Annotated in this window: 19 protein-coding genes; 14 read left to right on the forward strand and 5 right to left on the reverse strand. The window is 73.4% G+C overall.

The genetic code is table 11. The annotated features are described in order from the left end of the window. The first annotated feature begins 18 nt into the window (after window positions 1-18). From EUA06_RS22525 to EUA06_RS16515, 3 genes are all read left to right on the forward strand, one after another. Window positions 19-159 carry a hypothetical protein gene (locus tag EUA06_RS22525; protein ID WP_165354421.1) on the forward strand — a complete coding sequence of 47 codons (141 nt, stop codon included), beginning with the start codon at window positions 19-21 and terminating at the stop codon, window positions 157-159. Between the two features lie 95 nt (window positions 160-254). After that, window positions 255-1,997 carry an ABC transporter ATP-binding protein gene (locus EUA06_RS16510; RefSeq protein ID WP_129477765.1) on the forward strand — a complete coding sequence of 581 codons (1,743 nt, stop codon included), beginning with the start codon at window positions 255-257 and terminating at the stop codon, window positions 1,995-1,997. Continuing rightward, the gene (locus EUA06_RS16515; protein ID WP_129477767.1) at window positions 1,994-2,890 is read left to right on the forward strand and encodes a serine/threonine-protein kinase; all 897 of its coding nucleotides are present in this window, start codon (window positions 1,994-1,996) and stop codon (window positions 2,888-2,890) included. The genes EUA06_RS16510 and EUA06_RS16515 overlap by 4 nt, the downstream gene beginning before the upstream one ends. Here EUA06_RS16515 and EUA06_RS16520 read toward each other — a convergent pair. After that, window positions 2,790-3,404 carry a nitroreductase family protein gene (locus EUA06_RS16520; RefSeq protein ID WP_129477769.1) on the reverse strand — a complete coding sequence of 205 codons (615 nt, stop codon included), beginning with the start codon at window positions 3,402-3,404 and terminating at the stop codon, window positions 2,790-2,792. The two genes, EUA06_RS16515 and EUA06_RS16520, sit on opposite strands and share 101 nt — an antisense overlap. A gap of 143 nt (window positions 3,405-3,547) precedes the next feature. On the opposite strand from EUA06_RS16520, the gene EUA06_RS16525 reads away from it, so the two are divergent. The 7 genes from EUA06_RS16525 to EUA06_RS16550 all read left to right on the forward strand — a co-directional run bounded on the left by EUA06_RS16525 (window position 3,548) and on the right by EUA06_RS16550 (window position 12,532). Further along, on the forward strand, window positions 3,548-4,759 hold the full coding sequence (locus EUA06_RS16525; protein WP_207208388.1) for an allantoate amidohydrolase: 1,212 nt from the start codon (window positions 3,548-3,550) through the stop codon (window positions 4,757-4,759). Next, window positions 4,756-6,081, forward strand: coding sequence for a formimidoylglutamate deiminase (locus EUA06_RS16530; protein WP_129477771.1), 1,326 nt, complete (start codon window positions 4,756-4,758; stop codon window positions 6,079-6,081). The genes EUA06_RS16525 and EUA06_RS16530 overlap by 4 nt, the downstream gene beginning before the upstream one ends. Continuing rightward, window positions 6,078-7,253: an imidazolonepropionase gene (hutI, locus tag EUA06_RS16535; RefSeq protein WP_129477773.1), complete on the forward strand. Its 1,176-nt coding sequence runs from the start codon at window positions 6,078-6,080 to the stop codon at window positions 7,251-7,253. Before EUA06_RS16530 ends, hutI begins: the two co-directional genes overlap by 4 nt. Window positions 7,254-7,475: 222 nt before the next feature. After that, entirely contained in the window at window positions 7,476-7,601 is a 126-nt protein-coding gene (locus EUA06_RS23250; RefSeq protein WP_277985678.1) for a hypothetical protein, read from the forward strand. Window positions 7,602-7,642: 41 nt separating this feature from the next. Continuing rightward, the gene (locus EUA06_RS16540; RefSeq protein WP_129477775.1) at window positions 7,643-10,597 is read left to right on the forward strand and encodes a helix-turn-helix transcriptional regulator; all 2,955 of its coding nucleotides are present in this window, start codon (window positions 7,643-7,645) and stop codon (window positions 10,595-10,597) included. A 68-nt stretch (window positions 10,598-10,665) separates the two neighbouring features. Beyond that, complete coding sequence (locus EUA06_RS16545; RefSeq protein ID WP_129477777.1) at window positions 10,666-11,751, forward strand: hypothetical protein; 1,086 nt, start codon at window positions 10,666-10,668, stop codon at window positions 11,749-11,751. A 28-nt stretch (window positions 11,752-11,779) separates the two neighbouring features. After that, complete coding sequence (locus EUA06_RS16550) at window positions 11,780-12,532, forward strand: sucrase ferredoxin (RefSeq protein ID WP_165354422.1); 753 nt, start codon at window positions 11,780-11,782, stop codon at window positions 12,530-12,532. Between the two features lie 70 nt (window positions 12,533-12,602). Here EUA06_RS16550 and EUA06_RS16555 read toward each other — a convergent pair whose 3' ends face one another. The 4 genes from EUA06_RS16555 to EUA06_RS16570 are packed head-to-tail and all read right to left on the reverse strand — an operon-like array spanning window position 12,603 to window position 16,898. Continuing rightward, window positions 12,603-13,469 (reverse strand): carbohydrate ABC transporter permease, encoded by an 867-nt coding sequence (locus tag EUA06_RS16555; RefSeq protein ID WP_129477781.1) that lies wholly within the window; start codon window positions 13,467-13,469, stop codon window positions 12,603-12,605. Further along, a complete protein-coding gene (locus tag EUA06_RS16560) occupies window positions 13,466-14,569 on the reverse strand; it encodes a carbohydrate ABC transporter permease (RefSeq protein ID WP_207208389.1) in 1,104 nt (367 codons plus the stop codon). Before EUA06_RS16560 ends, EUA06_RS16555 begins: the two co-directional genes overlap by 4 nt. Next, window positions 14,566-15,831 carry a sugar ABC transporter substrate-binding protein gene (locus tag EUA06_RS16565; protein WP_129477783.1) on the reverse strand — a complete coding sequence of 422 codons (1,266 nt, stop codon included), beginning with the start codon at window positions 15,829-15,831 and terminating at the stop codon, window positions 14,566-14,568. The genes EUA06_RS16560 and EUA06_RS16565 overlap by 4 nt, the downstream gene beginning before the upstream one ends. A gap of 53 nt (window positions 15,832-15,884) precedes the next feature. After that, window positions 15,885-16,898: a LacI family DNA-binding transcriptional regulator gene (locus EUA06_RS16570; protein WP_129477785.1), complete on the reverse strand. Its 1,014-nt coding sequence runs from the start codon at window positions 16,896-16,898 to the stop codon at window positions 15,885-15,887. A gap of 192 nt (window positions 16,899-17,090) precedes the next feature. On the opposite strand from EUA06_RS16570, the gene EUA06_RS16575 reads away from it, so the two are divergent. The 4 genes from EUA06_RS16575 to EUA06_RS16590 all read left to right on the forward strand — a co-directional run bounded on the left by EUA06_RS16575 (window position 17,091) and on the right by EUA06_RS16590 (window position 21,445). Then, window positions 17,091-19,142 (forward strand): amylo-alpha-1,6-glucosidase, encoded by a 2,052-nt coding sequence (locus EUA06_RS16575; RefSeq protein WP_165354423.1) that lies wholly within the window; start codon window positions 17,091-17,093, stop codon window positions 19,140-19,142. Between the two features lie 97 nt (window positions 19,143-19,239). Further along, a complete protein-coding gene (locus EUA06_RS16580) occupies window positions 19,240-19,452 on the forward strand; it encodes a hypothetical protein (RefSeq protein ID WP_129477789.1) in 213 nt (70 codons plus the stop codon). A 14-nt stretch (window positions 19,453-19,466) separates the two neighbouring features. Beyond that, window positions 19,467-20,570 (forward strand): cupin domain-containing protein, encoded by a 1,104-nt coding sequence (locus EUA06_RS16585; protein ID WP_242498199.1) that lies wholly within the window; start codon window positions 19,467-19,469, stop codon window positions 20,568-20,570. After that, window positions 20,567-21,445 (forward strand): sucrase ferredoxin, encoded by an 879-nt coding sequence (locus EUA06_RS16590; RefSeq protein ID WP_129477793.1) that lies wholly within the window; start codon window positions 20,567-20,569, stop codon window positions 21,443-21,445. The genes EUA06_RS16585 and EUA06_RS16590 overlap by 4 nt, the downstream gene beginning before the upstream one ends. The last annotated feature ends 102 nt before the right edge of the window (window positions 21,446-21,547 follow it).

Here is a 21,547-nt window from a genome sequence, read left to right on the forward strand (position 1 = left end):
CCCACGAAGGAGGCCACCATGGCCCGCTCCGGAATCCTCACCGCCCTCGCGCCGGCCGTCCAGGCCCGCCGCGGAGGCTCCGACTCCAGCAACGACGGTCGCCGCCGGCGTCGTCGTCGGCGCCGCAACCGCAGCCGCAGCTGGTCGCGCTCGAGCTGAGTCGCGTACGTGTGACGGGTGGTCGGTCCCCCTGGGGGCCGCCCACCCGTCGCGTCGTTCCCCGTCAGACCTGACCGCACGCCCGAGGAGGACCGATGTCCCTGCGCCACCGTCTCGCCGCGTCCCTGCGCGCGGCGCCCGAGCAGTCCGCGCTGGTCGACGTGGCTGCGCCGCTGCGGCTCGTCGAGATCGGCCGTCGGTTCTGGCCGAGGCTGCGCCCGCTGCGCGGCTGGCTCGCCCTCGGCGTGCTACTGCTGATGGCGGCTCCGGCGATCGCCGTCGCGGAGGCCCTGCTCTACCAGCGGCTCGTCGATGACGTCCTCGTGCCGGCCGCGTTCGGCCCGCTCCTGGCCCTGGCGCTCCTCTACATCGGGCTCAACCTGCTCAGCGGGGTCGTCTCCGGCGCCGACGACTACCTCTCGACCTGGGTGTCGCAGCGGTTCCTGGTCGACCTGCGCCGCGACGTCTTCTCCCACGTCCTCGCCCTCCCGTCCGCCGTGCACGACCGACGTCGCCTCGGGGACACGCTCACCCGGCTCACCTCCGACGTCTCGGCCGTGGAGCGCTTCATGGTGAGCCAGCTGAGCGTGGGCCTGGGCTCGTTGCTCCGGCTCGTCTTCTTCGTCGGGGCGCTGCTGTGGCTCGAGTGGCAGCTGGCCCTCGCGTCCTTCGTCGTCGCGCCCCTCTTCTGGTGGGTCTCCACCCGGTTCGCGCGCCTCACCCGCGACGTGTCCCGAGAGCGGCGTCGTCGCGGCGGCTCGCTCGGCAGCGTCACCGAGGAGGCGCTGGCCAACGCCTCGCTCGTGCAGTCCTACGGACGCGAGGACCGCGCCGTCGCGACGTACGACGGCCACAACCGCGCCATCGCCGGCGCCGAGCTGGCGGCCAGCCGGATCCGGGCGATCTTCCTGCCGCTCGTCGACCTCGCCGAGCTTGTCGGGGTGCTCGTCGTGGTGGGCCTGGGTGTCCTCGCCCTGTCGACCGACCGGCTGACCCTGGGCGGGCTGCTCGCCTTCCTCGCGCTGCTGATGCAGTGCTTCGGCCCGGTCCGGACGCTGGCCGACCTCATCCCCTCGCTCTACTCCACCAGTGCCGGCGTCGAGCGGGTCGTGGAGCTGCTCGACGAGCCGGCCGGCGGCGACCTCCCGGGCGCCACCCCACTGCCCGCTGGTCGCGGTGCCGTCTCGGTGCACGGGGTGTCGGTCACCTACCCCGGCGCGGGTCGCGTCGCGCTGCGCGAGGTGTCCCTCGACATCGCCCCCGGCGAGGTGGTCGCGCTCGTCGGGCCGAGCGGTTCGGGCAAGACCACGCTCGGTCGGCTGCTCACCCGCCAGCTCGTCGCGGACGCCGGCGTCGTCCTCGTGGACGGCCACGACGTCGCGGCCCACACCGCAGCATCGGTCCGCGACGCGGTCACCGTCGTCCACCAGGAGCAGCTGATGATGGACGCGAGCGTGCACGACAACCTCGCTCTCGGCCGTCCCGATGCCACCCGCGCGGAGGTCCGCGCGGCGGCGCGTGCGGCGGACGCCCACGACTTCGTCGAGCGCCTGCCGCGCGGGTACGACACCCGCGTCGGCCAGCGCGGCCGGAGCCTCTCGGGCGGCCAGCGACAGCGGCTCGCGATCGCCCGCGCGCTGCTGCGCCCCTCCCGGGTGCTGGTGCTCGACGAGCCCACCACAGGTCTCGACGAGGCCGCGTCGAGACGGCTGATGGCGGCACTGGTCGCCGGCGAGCGCGACCGCACGATCCTCGTCCTCACGCACGATCCCGTCGTCCTCGAGCACGTCGACCGCGTGGTGACCCTCGACCGCGCGCCCGTCGAGGTCGCGTCGTGACGCGGCGGCGTACTCCCACCGGGGACCTGCCCGAGGGCTACCGGCCCCTGGCGCTCCTCGCCGACGGCCATCGCCTCGAGACCTGGGACGCCTGGGACGAGGCCCGCGGCACGCGCTGCGTGGTCAAGCTGCTCCGGGCCGACCGTCGCGACGACCCCCGGGTGCGGCAGGCGGTGCTCCTCGAGGGCCACCTCGCGACGAGCCTGGTCCATCCCCACCTGGTGCGCGGCTACGACGTCCTCGACGACCCGCCCGCGGTGGTGCTCGAGACGCTGCGGGGGGCGACCCTGTCCGCCCTCGTCGAGGACGAGCCGCTCGGCCTGGCGGACGTGGCGGAGCTCGGCTGCCAGATCGCGTCCGTCCTCGGATACCTGCACCGCCACGACTGGCTGCACCTCGACCTCAAGCCCGACAACGTCGTGGTCGACCACGGCAAGGCGGTGCTGATCGACCTCAGCCTCGCCGGTCGTCCTGGCGTCGGTCGCCCGGGAGCCGGCACCCGCGGCTGGCTCGCGCCCGAGCAGGCGATCGGCCGGGGGCTGTCCGGCGCCACCGACGTGTGGGGGCTCGGGATGACGCTGATCGACGCGCTGACCCGCACGGCGCCCTACGGCGACGAGGCGACGTGGGAGAGCCGCCGGCGATGGCCCCTGGTGCACCGCCGGATGCCGCGGACGCCCGACGGGATCGACGCCCTGCCCGAGGAGGTGCGCGAGGTCCTCGCGGCGTGCATCAGCCTCGATCCCACGGCCAGGCCGCCGCTCGCGCACGTCCAGGACGTGCTCACGCCGCTCAGGACTCCCAGCGCCCCCGGTGCACCACGTTCGTACGCCGCTCGCGCCGGGCAGCCGATCCCTTCGAGCCGGTGTCCTCGACCCGGTGCCCGACGGTGATCGCCCCGACCGGCGTGTGGTCGGCGGGGATGCTGAACGCCGACCGGAGGTCGTCGACGTACTCACCCGGCACGCCGAAGAAGCACGCACCGAGTCCTTCGTCGACGGCGGTCTGGAGGATCAGCAGGGACGCCATCCCGGCATCGACGTACCAGTAGGGGACCGGCCAGCGGTCCTCGCTGCGGTCGGTCCAGCCCTTGTCGGGCTCGGCGTAGCGGTCGAGGTACGCGTCCTTGCTCGCGAGCGGGACGATCACGACCGGCGCGGTGCGCATGCCCTCGAGCCATGCGTTGGGCCGGGCGTGCGCGCCGGTCGACCGCGCGCCGGTCGCCCACCAGAACAGGTCGACGTCGGTGGGGGTGTCGAGCACCAGGAACGCCCAGCCCTGGCTGAAGCCCGCGTTGGGCGCCCGCTGCGCGTGCTCGAGCATCCGGTCGACCGCGGCAGGGTCCACCGGCGCGGACGAGTAGCGGCGGATCATCCGGCGGCGGCGCACGACGTCACGGAACTCCATGGGCCCATCATCGCGAGTGAGCGGCGTGCGAACCCCCGGTGCCCACCGCAGATTCGCCTGACGTATCGGGCCCGTCTCAGATCCGAGACGACTTGCCGCCGTCGTGCGTTGACCGCGACGGGGGACTTCGATGGACTGCGGGCATGGCCGTCGGACATTTCGAGGAGATGTGGCGCGACCTCGCGCCGGTGGGCCGGTCCGCCTCCTCCGGCGGTTACTTCCGCCAACCCTGGGCCTCGGCGGAGACCGAGCTGCGGTCGTGGTTCGTGGAGCAGTGCGCGGCCCGCGGGCTCACCGTCGAGACCGACGGCATCGGCAACCAGGTGGCCTGGTGGTCGCCGGAGACGGCGTCGGGGCCGAGCGTCCTCACCGGCTCCCACCTCGACTCGGTCCTCGACGGCGGCGCGTACGACGGTCCGCTGGGCGTCGTGTCCGCACTGGCGGCCGTCGACACCCTGCGGGAGCGCGGGTTCTCGCCGGCAAGACCGATCGGGATCGGCGTCTTCGTCGAGGAGGAGGGATCGCGGTTCGGCCGCGCCTGCCTCGGCTCGCGGCTCGCGACCGGCACGACGACGTGGGAGGACGCGAGCGAGCTGCGCGACCGGGACGGCGTCTTCCTCGCCGACGCGATCTCCGCCTCCGGGCTGGACCCGTCCCGCGGGCTGGTGGACCTCGACCGGGTCGGCACCTTCGTCGAGCTCCACGTCGAGCAGGGCCGCGACCTCGTCGACCGCGACGTCGCCGTCGGCCTGGCGAGCGAGATCTGGCCGCACGGGCGGTGGCGCTTCGACTTCGCCGGCCAGGCCAATCACGCCGGCACCACGCGGATGGAGGACCGGCACGACCCGATGCTCACCTACGCGATGACCGCGCTCGCCGCCAACAAGCAGGCCCGCCTCGCCGGCCAGCGCGCGACCTTCGGCCGCATCACGGTCGAACCCAACGGCACCAACGCCGTGCCGTCGCTGGTGACAGCGTGGCTCGACGCCCGGGCCTCGTCGGACGACGCCCTCGCCTCGCTGGTGGCCGAGGTCGAGCGCCAGGCCGACGACCGCGCCGGCCGCGACGGCACCTCGCTGGTCGTCACCCCCGAGTCGGTGTCCGGTTCCGTGGCGTTCGATCCCGACCTGGCCGCCCGCCTGGCCGGGCTCGGCGACTGGCCGGTCATCCCGACCCAGGCCGGCCACGACGCAGGCATCCTGTCCGACGCCGGCATCCCGACCGCCATGATTTTCGTCCGAAACCCGACCGGCGTCTCGCACTCGCCCGACGAGCGCGCCGAGACCGCCGACTGCCTGGCCGGCGTCGAGGCCCTGGCCGACGTCCTGGCCGAGCTGGCGGGAGTCCCCGCGTGACGGCATACCTCCTCGAGCGCGCGTGGCTCGGCGACCGGTTCGGCGACGACGTGCTCGTCGAGGTCGAGGACGGGCGGTTCACGTCGGTGACGCCCGACTCCGACCCGCCGCGCGCGATCCCGGTCCGCGGCCTCGTCGTGCCGGGACTGGCCAACACCCACAGCCACGCGTTCCACCGCGCGCTGCGCGGCCGCACCCAGCGCGAGCGCGGCAGCTTCTGGACCTGGCGTGACCAGATGTACGACGTCGCCGCCCGGCTCGACCCCGACACCTACCTCGCCCTCGCGCGGGCGACGTACCGCGAGATGGCGGCCGCCGGGATCACCTGCGTCGGGGAGTTCCACTACCTGCACCACCAGTCCGACGGCACGCCCTACGCCGACCCCGACGAGATGGGGCTCGCCCTGATGCACGCTGCGCGCGAGGCCGGGATCCGGATCACGCTGCTCGACACGCTCTACCTCTCGTCCGGCTTCGGGGCGCCGCCCGAGGGGGCGCAGGTGCGCTACAGCGACGGGTCGGTGGATCGCTGGGTGGAGCGGGTCAGTGGTTTCGAGGCTCGCTCCGCTCGCACCTCAACCACCGATGGGATCCGTGTCGGTGCGGCCGTGCACTCGGTCCGCGCGGTCCCCGCCTCCGACCTCGACGCGGTCGCGGCGTGGGTCGGCGACCGCCCGCTGCACGTGCACGTCTCCGAGCAGGTCGCCGAGAACGACGCGTGCCTCGAGGCGTACGGCGTCACGCCCACCCGGCTGCTCGCCGACCACGGCCTGGTCGGGCCGACGACGTCGCTCGTGCACGCCACCCACGTCACCGACGACGACATCGCCGTCATCGGCGGAGCGGGTGCCCACGCTTCTTTCTGCCCGACCACCGAGCGCGACCTGGGCGACGGCATCGGTCCGTCGCGACGGCTGCACGACGCCGGTGCCCGGCTGACGCTGGGGTCGGACAGCCACGCCGTGATCGACCCCTTCGAGGAGATGCGCGCCCTCGAGCTCGACGAACGGCTGGCGACCCAGCAGCGCGGCCACTGGACGGCCGGCGAGCTGCTGACGGCCGCCACCACCGACGGCCACGCCTCGCTCGGCTGGGACGACGCCGGCGCCATCGCCGTCGGGCAGCGAGCCGACCTGGTCGTGCTCGACCCCGCCTCCCCCCGCACGGCGGGCACGGGGCGGGACGAGAACACCGTGGTCTTCGCGGCCGTCGCGGAGGACGTACGTCGGGTGATGGCGGACGGACGTTGGGTCGTCGAGGACGGGGACAGGGCCGAGATCGGTCGCGAGCTCGGCGACGTGATCGGGAGGATCTGGGCATGAGCACCACCACCGTCATCACCGGCATCGGCGAGCTCGTCACCAACGACGTCGAGCGGGGCGAGGAGGGTGGCCTCCTGGGCATCGTCCGTGAGGCCGCCGTCGTCCTCGAGGGCGCGCGGGTCGCCTGGGTCGGCCCCGCTGCCGACGCGCCGGACGCGGACGTCCAGGTCGACGCCGGCGGCCGCGCGGTCATCCCTGGGTTCGTCGACAGCCACAGCCACCTCGTCTTCGCCGGCGACCGGTCGGCGGAGTTCGAGGCCCGGATGACGGGCGAGCCCTACACCGCCGGCGGCATCCGCACCACGGTCGCGAGGACGCGCGCCGCCTCCGACGAGCAGCTCACCTCCCACGTCGGCCGGCTCGTCGCCGAGATGCGGGCGCAGGGCACCACGACCCTGGAGATCAAGAGCGGCTACGGCCTGTCGGTCCACGACGAGGCGCGCAGCCTGGCGGTGGCGAGGCAGTTCACCGACGAGACGACGTTCCTCGGCGCCCACGTCGTCCCCGCCGACACGACCCCGGAGGACTACGTCGACCTCGTCACCGGTCCGATGCTGGCGGCCGCGGCACCGCACGCCCGGTGGATCGACGTGTTCTGCGAGGACGGCGCCTTCGACGTCGACCAGGCCCGCGCCATCCTGGCCGCGGGGGCCGACAGCGGCCTGCGCGGGCGGCTCCACGCCAACCAGCTGACGTACGGCGGCGGTGTCCGGCTCGCCTGCGAGCTCGGTCTGGTCGCGGTCGACCACTGCACCTTCCTGGCCGGCGACGACGTGGCAGCGCTGGTCTCGAGCGGGACCATCGCCACGCTCCTGCCGGGCGTGGAGTTCTCCACCCGCCAGCCCTATCCCGACGCCCGCGGCCTGCTCGACGCCGGCGTACGCATCGCGCTCGCCAGCGACTGCAACCCCGGCTCCTGCTTCACCTCCTCGATGGCGCTCTGCATCGCGCTCGCCGTCCGGGAGATGCGGATGAGCCCCGCCGAGGCGCTGCACGCCGCGACCGCGGTGGGTGCCGCCGCCCTCGGCCGCGACGACGTCGGCGTGCTCGCCCCGGGCAGGGCCGCGGACCTCGTCCTCCTCGACGCGCCGTCCTACGTCCACCTCGCCTACCGCCCGGGCGTTCCGCTCGTGGCCGGGGTCTGGCAGGCCGGCCGCCCGGTCCTGCGGTAGTCCCCATCAAATGGGCCGCCGAGAGGTCCCCCTGACAGCTCATTTGATGGGGACTACCCCGGCCGGGGGCTACCTCAGACGCCGGTCGTACGCCGCCCACGCACCGATCTGAGGTAGCTGGTCACCCGTAGATAGGGCACGTGCCCGATGTCCGGGCCTACCTCAGCGACGGAATCTCTACTCACGGTCCACCACGGGACCGATCGAGAAGAGGAGAAGGACATGTTCACCACCGACAGCTTCCTGGGTGCCGAGATCAAGTACCGCCAGGAGAAGGTCCGCCAGGACTACCGCCCTCGCCGTTGGGTGCGCCGCAACGACGCCGCGGCCACAAACACGCAGAAGTGACGCGTGGCGCGATCGGCGCCGAAGTGTCGGAGCGGCACGACATGATGTCGTCCGTGCCGGCGCTGAGGACCTCCGATCTCATCGGACGCGATGCCGAGCTGGAGCAGCTGAGCTCCCAGCTCGGCATTCGTGCGTCGGAGGGCGTGGGTGGTGGCGCCGCACCCATCGAGCAGTCCGTCCGCGCGATGCTCGTCGCCGGCGATGCAGGGGTCGGCAAGACCCGCGTGCTGATGGCGCTGCGCGACGCCGCGATCGAGGCGGGCTGGCACGTGGTCGCCGGGCACTGCCTCGACCTCGCCGACAGCTCCCTGCCCTACCTCCCCTTCTCCGAGATCCTCGGCCGCGTGATGGCCGACCAGCCCGACGTCGCGACCCGCGTCCTCGAGCAGCACCCCACTCTCGCCCGGCTCCAGCCGGGCCGCCGGGTCCGCAGCAGCGAGACCGCGTCGGGCGACCAGGCCCTCGACCGCGGCAACGTCTACGACGCGTTCAGCGACCTCCTCGCCGCCCTCGCCCACGACGCACCGGTCCTCGTCGTGGTCGAGGACGCCCACTGGGCCGACGAGTCCACCCGCGACATGCTCAGCTTCCTCTTCTCCCGCCCGGTCCCGGGCGTCTCCCTCGTCGTCTCCTACCGTGCCGACGACCTCCACCGCCGCCACCCGCTCCGCCGCCAGGTCGCGGAGTGGATGCGGCTGCGCGGCGTCGACCGGCTCCAGGTCGAGCCGCTCCGCGACGACGACGTACGCCTCCTCGTCCGCGCGCTGCACCCCTCGACGATGTCGGAGGCGGAGTACTCCTCGATCGTCGACCGGGCCGAGGGCAACCCGTTCTTCATCGAGGAGCTCGTCGGCGCCGCGTGGTCCGGGCAGGTCCCCGGCGAGCTCGCCGACGTGCTGCTCGTCCACCTCGACCGACTCGACGACACCACCCGCCAGGTCGTGCGCCTCGTCTCCGTGGCCGGCCGCCAGGTCAGCCACGAGCTGCTCGCCGCGGTCTCCGACCTCGGAGCGGCCGAGCTCGAGACCGCGCTCCGCAACGCCGTCGAGTCGCACGTCCTGGTCGCCTCGCGCGGCGGCACCTACGCCTTCCGCCACGCCCTGCTCGGCGAGGCTGTCTACGACGACCTCCTGCCCGGCGAGCGGGTCCGGCTCCACGCCGACTTCGTGTCCGCACTGGGCGAGGGCCGCGCCATCGGTACGGCGGCGGAGCTGGCGCAGCACGCCCGTCGGGCCGACGACCGTCCGGTCGCCGTCCGCGCCTCCGTCGAGGCCGGCGAGGAGGCGCTCGCCGTCGGCGGCCCGTCCGAGGCGGCCACCCACTTCCTCGACGCGATCGAGCTCGTCGACACGGCGCGGGTCGCCGTCCCCGACGTGGACGCCGTCGCCCTGACCCGGCGGTGCGCCGACGCCCTGATCGCCGCCGGCCGCGTGCCCAAGGCGGTGAAGGTCCTCCGTGCCCGCCTCGCGACCCTGCCGGCCGACGGCTCCGACCTCGACCGCGGCCAGCTGCTGACGTCGCTGGCCTCCGCCCAGCTCCTCACCGACACCACCGACTCACCGCGCGAGACGTCGGCCGAGGCGGTCGAGCTCCTGCGCGGCGCCCCGCCCAAGCTGCTGGCCCGCGCCCTCCTCGTCCACGCCCAGAGCCTGGGCAGCTGGCACGCCGACGACGCGCGTGCGGTGGCCCTCGAGGCGCTCGAGATCGCCGAGCGCAACGACCTCACCAGCCTCGCCGTCGAGCTGCACACGACGGTCGCCGGCCTCGACCCCGACGGTGGCTCGAGCGCCAGCGCGGGCTGGCGGTCGGCGGCCGAGCGTGCCCGCCGCGCGGGCCTCATGGAGCCCGAGCTGCGCGCGCTCTACCTGCTCGGGCGCCTGCACCACGACGAGGGCGACCTCGACACCGCTATCGACGTCTACCGCGAGGTGATCGAGCGCAGCGAGGTCGGCGGTCTCGCCTGGTCGCCCTACCCCGCCGAGTCGCGGCTGCTGCTCGCGGTCGCGCTGACCCACCAGGGACGGCTCGACGAGGCGTGGGACCTGCTCGACGTGAGCGGGCAGAACCCGCCGATGGTCTACGAGTGGCTCTACTTCGCCCACCAGATGCTGATCCTCATCGGCATCCGCGGCGAGCCCAAGCCCAAGGCCCTCGAGCGGCTGCGCGACTACTGGGGCACCGACGGCCTCACCGCCATCAGCTCGGGGAGCGCGGAGCTGATGCGGGCGGCCGCCGCGGGCGACGCGGCCGTCGCCGTCGACGTCTACGACCACGTGGTGGAGACCGTCGTGCCGCTGTGGCACGACTGGTTCCAGGCCCGGCTCCGGCTGGCGACCCTGGTCCTCGGCGCGCTCGCCAACGCGGCGCCGCGGCAGTCCGCGGACGAGCGCGAGTCGGCGCGCGTCGCCGTCGAGCGCATGCTGGCCGACGGCGCGCGGGTCATCGACTTCTACGCGCCCTTCGACGGCAGCCACGGCCCGGAGTACCAGATGTGGGTCGCCCGCCGCAGCGCCGAGCACCTCCGCTGGCGCTGGCTCGCCCAGGTCGACCCGCCGTCGAGCGACGAGCTCGTCGGCGCCTGGCGCGCCGCCGAGGAGACAGCCGTCGCCTACGGCAGCGTCCCCGAGATCGCCCAGGCTCGCGTGCGCCTGGCCGGCGTCCTGCGCGCCTCCGGCGATGCGGCCGGCGCGCGCGAGGTCGCCGACCTGGCTCGGGAGGCCGCCCACGCGCTGGGTGCCCGCCCCCTGCTCGACGAGCTGACCGCCCAGGGCTCGTCGCCCGCGCCGGCGACCGCCACCGGCGGCGTGGCGCTGACACCTCGCGAGTCCGAGATCCTCGCGCTGGTCGCCGAGGGCCGCAGCAACGGCGAGATCGGCAAGCAGCTCTTCATCAGCACCAAGACGGTCTCGGTGCACGTCTCCAACATCCTCGCCAAGCTCGATGCTGCGTCGCGCACCGAGGCCGCCGCCGTCGCCCGGCGCCGCGGCCTGATCTGAGCCGGGCCGTTTCGCGCCACCCCCAGCGGGTAGGAAGGGCGTACCCACCTCGACACCCGGGAGCACCCATGCACGTACGACGCCTGACCACCGCGCTCGCAGCAGCGGCGGTCGCCCTCAGCCCGATCCTGGCGTCGCCCGCGTCGTTCGCGTCCGCTCCTTCGGAGGGTGCCGATCGCGTCGCCGACGCCTCCCTCACCATGCGCGACGCCGAGCTGTTGCGGCCCGTCGTCCCGCCGACCCTGCGCCCCTCGACCTCCGCCCCCACGGTCTCGGCGCGCGCGTCGCGTCGACCGCTCTTCGCGTTCTGGGGCAAGAAGTACAACCGGATCGACGGCTTCGGCTTCCAGACGGCCGTCCGGGGCTCCGGCACGAGCATCCAGCTCGGCGTGGCGTGGAAGACCTACCGCGGGGTCAGGCCGATCCTGCCGAAGAAGGTCTTCGTCCAGGCGCGGGTCGACGGAGGCTCGTGGGCCAAGGTCGCCGGCGCTCGCGGCAAGATCGGCAAGAGGGGCTTCGTCCTGGCGCAGGTGCCGGCGTACGTCGTTCCGGCCGGGGTCCCCGCACAGACCGTCGACTACCGCCTCAAGACCAAGAAGATCACCTCCGGCCCGCGCAAGGCCCGGCGCAGCGTGACCTCCAAGCCGGTCTCGGTGCGCTTCGACAACCAGACGATGTACACCGGCGACCAGGCCCGCTTCTACGCGCCGATCGCCAACCTGTGCCCCAACGCCAGCGTCACCCTCGACACCGACCACACCATTGCCGAGAAGCGCGACGCCGTCTTCTCCTTCCAGTACGGCATCGCCATCGACGTGGCCGAGATCAACGCCATCACCTGGGAGTCGGAGGCCTCCAAGCAGGCGGTCGCCATCCACGAGTGCGCGCACTGGCGCCAGTTCTACAACTGGGGCGGCACGTTGAAGGGGTTCGACGCGATGGAGAAGCGGTCGGCCGAGGTCTTCGTCGCCGACACCAACCCCGACCCCAACGTGCCGACGCCGCCGAACCAGCCCGACTGGGCGCCGCTCGAGCACGCCGCCGACTGCGCCACCTTCCTCGCGACCTCGGGTGCCGAGCGCACCTACGGGGGCTACTGCAATCCCACCGAGAACGCTGCGGCGGGGCTGCTCTGGCAGGGTCAGCAGTACTGAGCCGACCCCCGTCGGCAACACTGGTGCGGTGCCTGACTTCCGCTGCTCCTTCGCGAGCGTCGAGGACGCCGAGCCGATCATCGGCACCGCACCGACCGACCCCGAGATCCTGCTCGTGGAGTGCCCCGGCCCGTGGGGCCGCGACGCCGTCACCGACAACCGGTTGCCCCAGGTGGTGCGCGACCACCTCGCCGGCCTTGACCTCAAGGTGTTCCTGCTCCGGAGGTACGACGGCAGCGCCGGACCCGGAACCCGCGTCTTCCACGCGACCGCCACCGCCGAGGGCTACGACGTCCGCGCCGCGGTGCTCGACCGGCCGGAGGACCTGGTCGACCTCGACCTCGCGAGCATGACGTCGTACGACGCCCCGCTCTGGCTGGTCTGCACCAACGGCAAGCGCGACCGCTGCTGCGCCGAGCTCGGTCGGCCGATCGCCGGCCTGCTCAGCCAGGAGTGGCCCGAGGGCACGTGGGAGACCACGCACCTCGGCGGCCACCGCTTCTCCGGCACGCTGCTGGCGCTGCCGAGCGGGATCACCCTCGGCCGCCTCGACACCGCCACCGCGCTGGCCGCCTGCGAGGCCGTCGACCGCGGCGAGCTGCCGCTCGACGTCGTACGCGGTCGCGCGGGCCGCTCCGGTGTGGAGCAGGCCCGTGAGCTGCACGTGCTCGCCGGCGGGGACCCGGCCGACGAGATCGTGGCCGTGCCCGGTCTGTCGCGGCGTCAGTCGTGCGGGGACGACAAGGTCAAGGGGACGACGCGCTACGAGGTGCGCGCCTGAGGGTTCCGGTGTGCCGGCGCCGGGCGGTGCTAGGAGGCGGAATCCGCCCGGCGCCGGAGATCGTGCGGCGCTAGCCCTTCTCCGCCCCGGCCGTGCCGCCACGGACGAGGTACTTCTGGAAGACGAAGAAGACGATCGCGACCGGGATGGTCATCAGGAGCGCCGCGGCCATCGAGATCGGGTACTGCTGGCCCGACCCGAGCTGGCCGCTGGTGAGCGTGCCGACACCCTTGGTGAGCGTGAACAGGTCGGGGTCCTGGCTGGCGATGAGGAAGTGCGGCAGCTCGTTCCACGAGCCCTGGAACGACAGGATCGTCAGCAGGATCAGCGCCGGTCGAGCCATCGGCAGCACGACCGACCAGAAGATGCGGAAGGTGCTGGCACCGTCGATCCGCGCCGCCTCCTCCACCGACTCCGGGATCGTCTCGAAGAACTGCTTCATGATGAAGACACCGGCCGCGTCGACCAGCAGGGGCAGCACGAGTGCGGGATAGGTGTTGTAGATCCCGAGGTAGTTGAGCACGAGGAACTTGGGGATCAGCAGGATGACGCCCGGCACCGCCATCACGGCCAGGAGCGCGGTGAAGACCGCCCCGCGGCCGCGGAACTTGATCCGCGCCAGGGCGTAGCCGGCGAGCGAGCACAGGAACACCCGGCCGACCGTCACCAGCACGGTGACGATGACGGAGTTGACGGCCCACAGCGGGAAGTCGGTGTCGAAGAGCCGCTGGAAGGCGCTGAGGGTGAAGGGGTCCGCCGTCGGCGACAGGGGGTTCGCCACGGCGTCCGAGTTGGTCTTGAACGATGTCGTGACCTGCACGACGAACGGGTAGAGGTAGATGAACGCGAAGAAGAGCAGGACGGCGTAGGCGAGGAACAACCACAGCGCGGTCCGGTCGCGGACCATCGGCTTCGCGTTGCTGGACGAGGTGCTCATGCCGCACCTCCCGCGGTGACGCGTGCGCGGTCGCGCTTCGTACGCTTCGCTGCCCTCTTGGTGGCGATGGCGTCCTTGTCGCGGAACAGGAACCGCTGGAACGAGGTCATCGCGAAGATGATGAGGAACAGCACGAACGCCATGGCTGCTGCGATCCCCCACTTCTGGTTCTCGAAGGCATACGCGTAGGACAGGTACGCCGGCGTGAGCGTCGACTTGCCCGGCCCGCCCTGCGTCATGACGTACACCTGGTCGAAGACCTGCCACGTCCCGATCAGGCCCAGCGTGGTCACCAGCAGCATCGTCGGCTTCAGGTGGGGGAGCGTGACGTTGCGGAACACGCCCCAGCGCCCGGCGCCGTCGATGCGTGCGGCCTCCTCGACCTCGAGCGGCAGGTCCTGCAGGGCCGCGAGGAACATCAGCATGAAGGTGCCGGCGGTCGTCCAGATGACGAGCATGATGATGACGGACAGCGCCACGCTCGGGCCGGAGAGCCACGCCCACCACGACAGGCCCAGCACGCCGTTGTCGGCCAGTGCTCCGGGCGGGTCGGACGCGTTCCACAGGCCCAGGCCGTCGCCGACGAGGTGCAGCAGCCCGCGCGAGTCGTTGAACCACGTCGGGCCGTCGACGCCGATCGCGTCGAGCATCGAGTTGACGACGCCGCCGCCCGAGAAGAGGAACAGGAACACCAGGCTGATCGCGACCGAGCTCACGACCGAGGGGAAGTAGAAGGCGGTGCGGAAGAAGCCGACCGCCCGGAGCATCCGCTGGTTGAGGACCAGGGCGAGGAACAGCGCGAACGCGGTCTGCAACGGCACCACGAGGAGGACGTAGAAGAAGTTGTTGCGCAGCGAGGTCATGAAGTCCGACCTCGTCAGCCCGCCCTGCTCACCGACCAGCTCGCGGTAGTTGTCGGCACCCACGAACCCGATGCCGGACGCGAACGGGCTGCCGCGTCCGTTCCAGTCCGTGAAGGACACCCACAGCGCCATCAGCACCGGCACCGCGAGGAAGAGCCCGAGCACGACCAGCGTGGGGGAGACGAACGTCCACCCCGCGAGGGCCTGGCCCCGGCGGATGCTCCGGGGCCTGCTCACTGCAGCTCCGCCTCGGCGTTCTTCTGGAAGGACTCGAGGATCTCGTCGACGTCGGCCGTCTTGAGCTGCTCGAGCTGCGAGTCGAGGTCGGCCACGACCGGGCCGAGACCGGGCAGGTTGACCGGGCCCTGGCCGTAGTCGCCACCCGCGATGAACGGCGCGTCCTCCGGGAACTGCTCGACGTAGTCGGCCTGGGCGGCCTCACGGCTCGGCATCACGCCGAACGCGTCGGCGTTCGTCAGCTGCTGCTCGGGGGTGGTCATCGCCTCGACGAACGAGACGGCCGCCTCCTGGTTCTCGGAGTCGGCAGCGATGCCCCAGCACTGGGTGAAGAGCAGGGTGCCCTTGCCGGCGGGGCCCTCCGGGAGCTCGGCGACCGTGTAGTCGACGTCGGGGTAGTCGTTCTCCATCGCACCGCGGATCCAGTTGCCCTCGATGGTCATCGCGGCCTTCTGGGTGCCGAAGGCCTCACCGCCCCAGCCGGCGTCGACGTCGGGGGCCAGCACGGCCTCGCCGCCCTCGAGCATGCCCTGGACGTATTCGAGCGCCTCGGCGTTGGTCTCCTCGGTGGCGGTGGCCTCACCGGCCTCGCCGTCGACCCAGAAGCCGCCGTTCTGCACGAGGAACGCGCCGACGCGGTCGCGACCGATGCCGAGCACCAGCCCGGCCTGGTCGGGGGTGGTGAGCTTCTGGGCGACGGCCTGCAGGTCGTCCCAGGTGGTGGGGATGTCGGCGTCGGTCAGGCCGGCCTTCTTCCACGACTCGGTGTTGATCTGGAGCGCGAGGGTGGAGAAGTCCTTGGGGGCGCAGTAGGCCTCGCCGTCGAGGGTGAACGAGTCGACCAGGTTGGGGTAGAAGTCGTCGGCGTCGGCGAGCTGGTCCATGTAGGGGTAGAGGTTGCCGGCCTCGGCGTAGTCGCCGAAGACGCCGGCGTCGACGTAGAAGAGGTCGGGCGGGTTGCCACCGGCGAAGCCCTGCGAGAGCTGCTGGGCGAGGTCGTTGGCCACGATGACCTCGACCTCGTTGCCGCTCTCCTCGGCCCAGGCCGCGGCGGCGTCCTCGACGGCCTTGGTCTCGGCGTCGCCGCTCGAGCCGATCAGCACCTGCAGGGTGGCGGGACCGTCGCCGGACGAGGCCGGCTCGTCGGACCCGTTCTCCTCGAAGCCACCTCCTCCGCAGGCGGCGAGGGCGATCGACGAGCCGAGGGCCAGTGCGACGAGGGACGTACGACGGCGGCGCGAGGGGGAAGACACGGGGGACATGTGGAGCTCCTTCATCGGGGAATCTGCGGGGGAGGGATCAAGCGGGAGGGGGATCAGGCGGGCAGGTGCAGCACGGGCGGCACGAGGACTCCTCGTGCCGGACGGTCGGGGGACTCGAAGCGAGCGGTCAGCAGGTCGATGCAGAGGTGGGCGGCCTGGTCGATCGGCTGCGCCACGCTGACCAGGCCGAGGGCCGCGGCGACCGGGGTCGCGTCGAAGCCGACGACGGTCGTGGGGGTGCCGCCACCGGCGGCCGCCACGGCGGCCCGGTGCGCGCCCAGGGCGAGGGTGTCGCTCGCGCACACGATCGCGTCCGGGGCGTCGGCCCCGGCGAGGAGCGTGGAGACGGCCGCCTCGGCGGCGGCGGCGTCGTTGAGGCTGTGGATCTCGACGGGCGTGCCGAGCCCGGCCTCGTCGATGGCCTCGAGCCAGCCGCGGCGCCGGTCGCTGCCGGTGCTCGGCTCCGCGCCGTCGCCGGGCCAGCCGAGGTAGGCGATCGAGCGCCGGCCCAGCCCGAGGAGGTGCTGGACCGCGAGGCCGGTGCCCAGTGCGCCGTCGACGTCGACCCAGTCGTGCGGCTCGTCGTCGTGGCCCCAGGGCCGGCCGAAGGCGCAGAACGTCGTACCGCTGCCGGCGAGGTAGGCCGGTCGCTGGTCGTCCGCGCTGGTCGCGGTGAGCACGACCGCGTCGGCGGCACCGGTCTGCACGAGGTCGTCGATGATCTCGAGCTCGGCGGCCTCGTCGGCCGGCTGGGCGTAGAGCACCACGCGCAGGCCGTTGTCCTGACCCGCCTCCGCGAGCCCGTGGTAGAACGCGTCGAGGACCAGGCCCGAGATGCCGTCCTGCTGCCGCTCGGCCCGTACGGCGATGGCGTGGGCGCGCCGGGTGGCGAGCTGCCGGGCGGGAAGCGACGCCCGGTAGCCGCTCTCCCGGATCGCGGCCAGCACCCGCTCGCGGGTGCCCTCGGCGACCCGGGCCGGGTGGCGCAGCACGTTGGAGACGGTTTGGCGGGAGACCCCGGCGCGGGCGGCGACCGAGTCGAGGGTGGCGGGCTCGTGCGCTGCCATCGCGGTCCCTCCTCGTCTCGTCCGTCCTGCTTCTGGCGGGGGTGGTGGCGGGCGACGCTGCGGCCCACTACTGTGTTTGAGCGCTCAAATGTTTGAGCGCTCAAACCGTAACGCACGTCACACTCGGTGTCACCCCCCGAAGGCATGGCCTCCGCACGACCCCGTCCCGCACTCGAACCGAAGGATCCTTCGATGGAGCACGACGACGCACCACAGCAGCCCTGGCTCCACGACCTGTCCCTCACCCTCGCCGCCCCGACGCAGGTGTGGTCGGCCGCCGACGGGCAGATCGGGACCGTCGGCCTGGCGGGCGTGCACCACGGCGAGCGGCGGGTGCTGAGCCTGCTCCGCCTGGAGGTCGACGGGCGCGAGCCCACGGCTGTCGCCGCGCACACCGCCCGCGGCGACTCCACGACGTACGTCGCCGTGCCACGCCACCTCGGCGACCCGGGTCCCGACCCGACCGTGCGCGTGGAGCGGCGGCGCGACGTCGAGCCCGGACTGGTCCGGGAGCGCTACACGATCTCCAGCACCGCGGCCGAGCCGGTGACCTGCACGCTCGGCCTGCTCGTCGGTGCCGACCTCGCGCCGCTCGACGGGGTCAAGGGTGGCACCGGACGCCCGGCCGTGGCACCGGACGGCGTCGGCGGCCACGTGCTCAGCTGGCAGCAGGACTCGCTGCGCGCGGTGCTGCGGCTGCCCGGCGCGCACACGACCCGCGAGGGCGACCACGCCCGCGCAGTGTGGGACGTCGTCGTACCTCCCGGCCAGTCCGTCACCCACGAGCTGCTGCTCACCCTCGATGACACCCGCGCCGCCGTGACCGCGCCGAGCCGCGAGGCCGGCTGGAGCCGGGTCGAGGTGCAGAGCGCCGACCGGAGGCTCGCACCCCTCGTGGACCGGTGCCTCGACGACCTGCGGCTGCTGCGGCTCGCCGCGCCCGGCGCGGACGGGGTCGAGGAGGAGTTCGTCGGCGCGGGCGCGCCGTGGTTCCTCACCCTCTTCGGCCGCGACAGCCTCTGGACCGCGCGGATGCTGCTGCCCGTGTCGACCGACCTGGCGATGTCGACCCTGCGGCTGCTGGCCCACCGGCAGGGCACCCGCACCGACGACGCGACGGCCGAGGAGCCCGGCAAGATCCTCCACGAGGTCCGCTCCGCCGGCTTCAGCCTCAACGAGGCCGACGACGACGGTGCCGACCGGCACCTGCCGCCGGTCTACTACGGCACCATCGACGCGACGCCGCTCTGGGCGCTGACCCTCCACGACGCCTGGCGGTGGGGTGCCCCCGACGACGAGGTCGAGCGGCTGCTGCCGGCCCTCGAGCGCGCACTCGCCTGGCAGGTCGAGCACGGCGACGCCGACGGCGACGGGCTCCTGGAGTACGTCGACCGCTCCGGCCACGGGCTGTCCAACCAGGGCTGGAAGGACTCGGGTGACGCGGTGCGCCGCAGCGACGGCTCGCGGGCCAGCTCGCCGCTGGCGCTGGCCGAGGTGCAGGGCTATGCGTACGCCGCTGCCGTGCACGGCGCCGACCTGCTCGACGCCTTCGACCGGCCGGGCGCCGACCGGTGGCGGGAGTGGGCCGACCGACTCCGCCGGGAGTTCGCGCAGCGCTTCTGGGTGGAGGACGCGGTCGGTGCGTTCCCGGCCATCGCCCTCGACCGGGACAAGCGGCCGGTCGTCTCGCTGACCAGCAACATCGGCCACCTGCTCGGCACCGGCATCCTCGACGCCGACGGGGTCGACGTGGTCGCGCGGCGCCTCGTCGGGTCCGACATGCTCTCCGGCTTCGGCATCCGCACGCTGTCGACGCAGGCGGCCGGCTACTCGCCCACCGGCTACCACGTCGGCTCGGTGTGGCCCCACGACACGGCGATCTGCCTGGCCGGGCTCGCCGCCGAGCAGCGCCCCGAGACCGCGCCGGTGGCCGACGCGCTGCTCGCCGCCCTGACCGCCTTCGACGGCCGCCCGCCGGAGCTCTTCGCGGGTGACTCCCGGTCGGCCCAGCCGACCCCGCTGCCCTACCCCGCGGCGTGCCGGCCGCAGGCGTGGTCCGCTGCATCGGCGTTGTCCCTGGTCTCGTCGGTCCTCGGCCTGCGCCCCGAGCGCGACCGGTTGACCGTCGACCCGGTGCGTCCGTGGTCGTTCGGCGAGACGCGCATCTCCGGGCTCGGCACCCACGGGCGACCGGTGGACATCGAGGTCTCGGCGGACGGTGTCGGCGCCCTCGCCACTCGCTGACCCCGCCTCTGGGGTGTGGGACGGTGTGAGCGGACAGCAGCAGACTCGACGTACGACCCGGGGCGGACCGTCCGTCGCGGCCACTCGAGGAGGAACCATGACGACCACTCCCGACAACCCGCTCGGCGACGACGAGATGACCACCGAGGGCGTGGACCCCACCGGGGTCGCGGCCGGACCCGGCGCTGACGCCGACGGCACCGACGGCGACTCGACCGACGGCGACTCGACCGACTCCACCGACGGCGACTCGACCGATGCTGACGGCACCGACGGTGGCGACGCGGACGGCACGGACGGCGCGTCCTGAACGCACTCGACCGCTTGACCGGTGACGCCCAGACCTTCATCGACAAGGTCTGGGCGTCGTCGGTGCACGTCCACCGCACCGATCCCGGGCTCGGTGAGTCGGTGCTCTCGCTCGCCGACGTCGACCACCTGCTGACCGAGACGGCGATCCGCACCCCCGCGGTGCGCGTCGCCCACGACGGGTCCGTCCTCGCCGAGTCGCGGTTCACGCGCGGCGGCAGCCTGGCCGGCAAGCCGCTGACCGGCCTGGTCGACCCGGTGAAGCTGATGCAGCTGCACGACGCGGGCGCCACCATCGTGCTGCAGGGACTCCAGCGCTACTGGACGCCGGTCTCCGACCTCGTCGCCGAGCTCGAGCTCGAGCTCGGCCACCCGTGCCAGGCCAACGCCTACCTCACCCCGCCCGGTGCGCAGGGCTTCGCGGTGCACAGCGACTCCCACGACGTCTTCGTGATGCAGACCCACGGCACCAAGCTCTGGGAGATCCACGGCGAGGGCGGGCCCGGCGAGCTGCTCCTCGAGCCGGGCGTCGTCGCCTACCTCCCCACCGGCACGCCGCACGCTGCCCGCGCGCAGCAGGCGGTGTCGCTCCACCTGACCATCGGCATCAACCAGCTCACGTGGCGCCACCTCTTGTCCCGCCTCATCGACGAGGTCATCGCCGACGTGCCCGACGAGCACCTGCCCGCGGGCTACCTCGCCGACCCCGACCTGCTGTCGGCCGAGCTCGCCGAGCGCCTCGCGGCCGTCGCGGACGACGTACGACGTCTCGACGCACCCGCCGCGACCCGCGCGCAGGCCGAGCAGTTCCTCAGCGGCCGGCCGCCCCGGGTCGCCGGCGCGCTCCTCGACCGGGAGGCGCTGGCACGCGGCCTGTCGGCCGACACGGTGCTGCGCCGTCGCGCCGGCCACCCGTGCGAGGTCGTGCCCGACGGCGAATCGCTCCGGCTCCTGCTGGGCGACCGCGTCCTGCGGGTGCCGGCGCGGCTTCGCGAGGCCGTCGACGTGGTCGCCTCCACGCCACGCCTGGCCCCGCGCGACCTGCCGCTCGACCCCGAGAGTGCCCTCGTCCTGTGCCGGCGGCTGGTGCGGGAGGGCCTGCTCGAGGTCGGCCGGTGAGCTCGTTCCGCTGCGCCGCCGCGAGCCAGTCGCGGGGTGACGACCTCGCCGGCACCGCCTCGACCGTCCGCAGCTTCCTGCTCGTCGAGCACGCCGGGCCGTGGGGCGAGGACGCGCTCCGCGACGCCCGGCTGCCCGACGGCCTCGGCGCCCACCTCGCCTCCGAGGGGCGGCGCCACCGCGTCCGCGTGCTGCTCGTACGCCGCCACGGCCGGCGCGAGGAGCCCGTCGGGGTGCGGGTCTTCGCGGCCCGCGCTGCGGGTGCCGAGTCGTGGCTCGAGTCCGCGACCCTCGACGCCGTCGAGGACGTCCGCGACGTGGACCTCGCCGCGCTCGGCACCGGTCGCTCGGTGGGCCTCGAGCCCCACCCCGACCCGGTGCTCGCGGTCTGCACCCACGGCCGCCACGACGCCTGCTGCGCCGAGCGCGGCCGGCCGCTCGCCGCGGCACTGGCCGGGAGCCGCCACGCCGACGCTGTCTGGGAGTGCTCCCACATCGGCGGCGACCGGTTCGCCGGCAACCTGCTCGTCCTGCCCCGCGGGCTCTACCACGGCCACCTCGACCCGGCCTCGGCCCTCGTGGTCGCCGACGCCCTGGCCGACGGCCGGCTCGAGCTCGACCACCTCCGGGGCCGGTCCGACCTGGCGATGCCGGTGCAGGCCGCGGACATCGCGGTCCGGCGTCGGCTCGGCCTCACCGGCCTCGACGACGTACGACCGACGGCGGCGCGCAGCGACGGCGACCTGACCTCGGTCACCCTCGCCGCCGCCGGCCGGGAGGTCACGGTGCAGGTGCGGCGGGTGCTGGAGCCCGGGCAGCAGCTGACCTGCGGCGCGCAGCGGGACAACCCGGTGCCCCGATTCGAGATCCTCTAGCTGGCGGTAGGACGTGTCAACAGGTTGGGTGGCGCGGACGTGTCTGCTCCGGCGGCGGCGGTGGTGTCGTCGGAGTGGGGGCGCGATCGATGAGGTGCGGGC

Source organism: Nocardioides glacieisoli, from assembly GCF_004137245.1.
In the GTDB taxonomy this organism is placed as follows: Bacteria; Actinomycetota; Actinomycetes; order Propionibacteriales; family Nocardioidaceae; genus Nocardioides; species Nocardioides glacieisoli.